Origin of the sequence: Hallella mizrahii, assembly GCF_009695775.1 — a bacterium.
In the GTDB taxonomy this organism is placed as follows: domain Bacteria; phylum Bacteroidota; class Bacteroidia; order Bacteroidales; family Bacteroidaceae; genus Prevotella; species Prevotella mizrahii.
The window spans coordinates 1-3201 of sequence record NZ_VUNG01000080.1 but is presented as its reverse complement, the minus strand read 5'-3'; the positions used below and the strand labels follow the sequence as shown (position 1 = coordinate 3201).

Below are 3201 nucleotides of genomic sequence, written 5' to 3'. Positions count from 1 at the left end.
CATGGTGGGGTAAGGGGCATTTATATGTCTTTATGGTGACATTCGATGCACTGTGCCCCCTTTTTACTAACGATGCAGATTATTTTCGCTTCTGTATCATATTAGGCGCGTAGTTGCGGATTTGAGGTGAAACTGTTTACATCGTAGACGATAGTGAAGACAATTATCGCGCACTTGCAACTCAGTTAAGTGTAAAGAACACCTATCAGCTCTATCGCGATTACCTTGATAACTTTAAAATTAACATAGAAAGATGATAAAGGCTTATGTTAGTAGATTTATTTGATTTTCAACAGAAAGCGCTTGACGAATTACGAGAGCGACAAAAGAAAGCGCAACACAGATATAAACAAGATGGTGATAAACACATCATCCCCTTTACGGCTCCAACTGGTGCTGGTAAAACGATTATCATGTCAGCATTTATCGAAGCTCTCTATTGCGGCGATACTCATCAAGGGGCAGAAAATGATGCTATTGTCCTATGGATTAGTGATTCCCCTGAGTTAAACGAACAGAGCAAGATGAAACTCTATGCCAAGGCTGATAAACTGATGATGCGTCCGGTTGTAACCATTGACGAGAAGAGTTTCAAAGCAGACAAGTTACAACCAGGCACTATATACTTCGTAAATACTCAGAAATTTGGAGCAAACAGTAATCTCATCAAGTACAGCAACGATAGGAACTACACAGGTTGGGACTTCATGCGTAATACTGTAGAGGAATATGGAGAGAAACTTGTTGTCATCATTGACGAGGCTCACAGAGGCGCAAAGACAGATCAGATGGAACAAATGTCTATCATGCAGAAGTTCATACTTGGTTCTGCTGCTGACAATATGCCGTCAATGCCTTTAGTAATTGGTATGAGTGCTACCCTCGAAAGATTCCAGTCACTGGCAAATAATTCCAATTCAACTCAAATGCCAAAGGTGGAGGTTACTCCAGACGAAGTGCGTGAATCTGGTTTGCTGAAAGATAAAATAAACATTCATCACCCCAACGACGGTGAGGCTTTTGCCGAAATGACCTATCTGGCGCAAGCGGCAAAGGAATGGAAAGATAAGTGTAATCATTGGCAAGCATACAAGCAGCATGAGAACGTGGATGTTTGTCCTGCTTTAGTTGTGCAAGTAAAGAATGGTAATAAGGAAATCGTCTCGGAAACCGACCTTGACGAATGTATCCGGCAGATAGAGTCGAATGCCGGGGTTACACTACAACAGGGAGAAGTTGTACATACCTTCAATAATAGTGAGACTATTAACATGAATGGCCTTGAAGTGAAGTATCTTGATCCATCTCGTATTTCTGAGAAAAAGGATGTCAGAGTGATATTCTTCAAGGATAATCTCTCAACAGGTTGGGATTGTCCACGCGCAGAGACTATGATGTCTTTTAAGGTAGCTACAGGTTATACTAACATTGCGCAGTTGCTCGGGCGAATGGTGCGAACACCTTTGCAGAAACGGATAGAGACAGACGATACACTGAATGAAGTAAATCTATATCTGCCAAACTTCAATTCAGTGACGGTTGAAAGAGTAAAACGTGAGCTGGAAGGTGTTATTCCTACGAATGTTGAAACTCATCCTAAAGAGAAACAAATACTGGAACTTCGAGGTAATCTACCATGTGGCATTTCACGTCAGGAGGTATTTGAAGCCATAAATAATGCACAGATTGACTCATATGCTATACCTAAGAAGGGAATTACGAACTATAGAACGGCACTTTTCAAGCTATGCCATCTTCTTGTTAGAACGCGATTGTTCCGAAATGCAATAAATGATTTGCTTGCGGATATCGTAGGCAAAATCACTTTATTCATTCAACAGTTGGAGGACAACGGACAATACGAACAGTCTATGGACAGTGTTCGAGTGATGAACGACAAGATTGTGTCGCTCGATGCTTTGGGGTCAATTATTACTGATGAAAAAGATGGAAGTTCTTTTGAACTAACAGATACCGACATCTATAATTGGAGTGAGAACGTTGAAGCACAGTTTGGACGTGATGGCGTCCTGACTGCCTATCGAAAAAAGAGGGCTGGAGAATATGACAATACAGATTTACGTCTTCACTTTATACTCTATGTCTATGACCAAACCTGCAAAGAGCAACTTGACGCATTCTGCAAGGCAAAGTTTTATAAGTATGTTGACAGGTATCGCCACGACATTGAGTCGCGTGGTGAGGCTGAGAAGCGTGAGTTCGAGAAGATTGTCAAAGCGCATGTCTCAACACAACCATTTGACTTATGCTTGCCTGATTTGATAGTTACAAACAAGAATCCGGAAGGACAGATCTATAATGACCATCTGTATTGTGATGGCCAGGGCAACGCTGTGTTCAAACTTGACACATGGGAGGAAGATGTTCTTCAGGCAGAAAGACAGAAGGAAGGATTTGTCTGTTGGTTGCGAAATATTCCAAACAAGGAATCATCACTTTGCATTCAATATAAATCAGGTACGGAATTAAAGCCTCTATTTCCAGATTTTATTATTGTTAGGAAGGTGAATGATAAGTTTGAATTTTCCGTGCTTGAACCTCATTTTACAGGGTATGCTGACTCTGTTCCTAAGCTGAAAGGTATGGCTGAATATTCTGAACGTTGTACTTCCGTAGGGCGCAATGAAATGCTACGTGTTGTAGAGTCTCTTTCAGGAAAGAAAATTCAAACCATAAATGTCGCACTTTCAGAAGTTCGAAATGAAGTCTATTCGTTGAATGACCATGATGAATTAAATAATCTGTTCATTAGATACAACGATCAAATATAGTATTATTGTTAAATCTATGCAAGTGTATTAACTACCAGATGGAAGAATATTATTTCATAAATAGTATCTATTATTAGTTGATTATCAATGTTATACGCTCTAAACGGTAGAAAAGTGACTGTATGGATTCTGATTAGATACGAAAAGGTAATAATTTAACGTATTTAACTTTCGATTACATCAGGAATCACGAAATAAGGGTTGGGAGGGGCGTTTTAAACCGACCCCATAATGTGGTGAATAGAAGTTATAGGACGAAATTTATGAAGGGGTACGGTTGAAATCTGAATTTTCGATTAATTTGTAGCGATAACGCAAGCTGCAAAGCCAATTATCTATAAATCAGTTTATATTTAACTTATTATGTTTTGTCATTTCATTTATTATTGTTACATTTGTAGCGGTAATC

The 3201-nt window shown here is 39.5% G+C and carries 1 protein-coding gene; it reads left to right on the top strand.

Annotated features, from left to right (window positions below):
* The first annotated feature begins 266 nt into the window (after nucleotides 1–266).
* On the top strand, nucleotides 267–2792 hold the full coding sequence (locus FYJ73_RS15425; RefSeq protein WP_154535629.1) for a DEAD/DEAH box helicase: 2526 nt from the start codon (nucleotides 267–269) through the stop codon (nucleotides 2790–2792).
* Nucleotides 2793–3201: the final 409 nt, after the last annotated feature.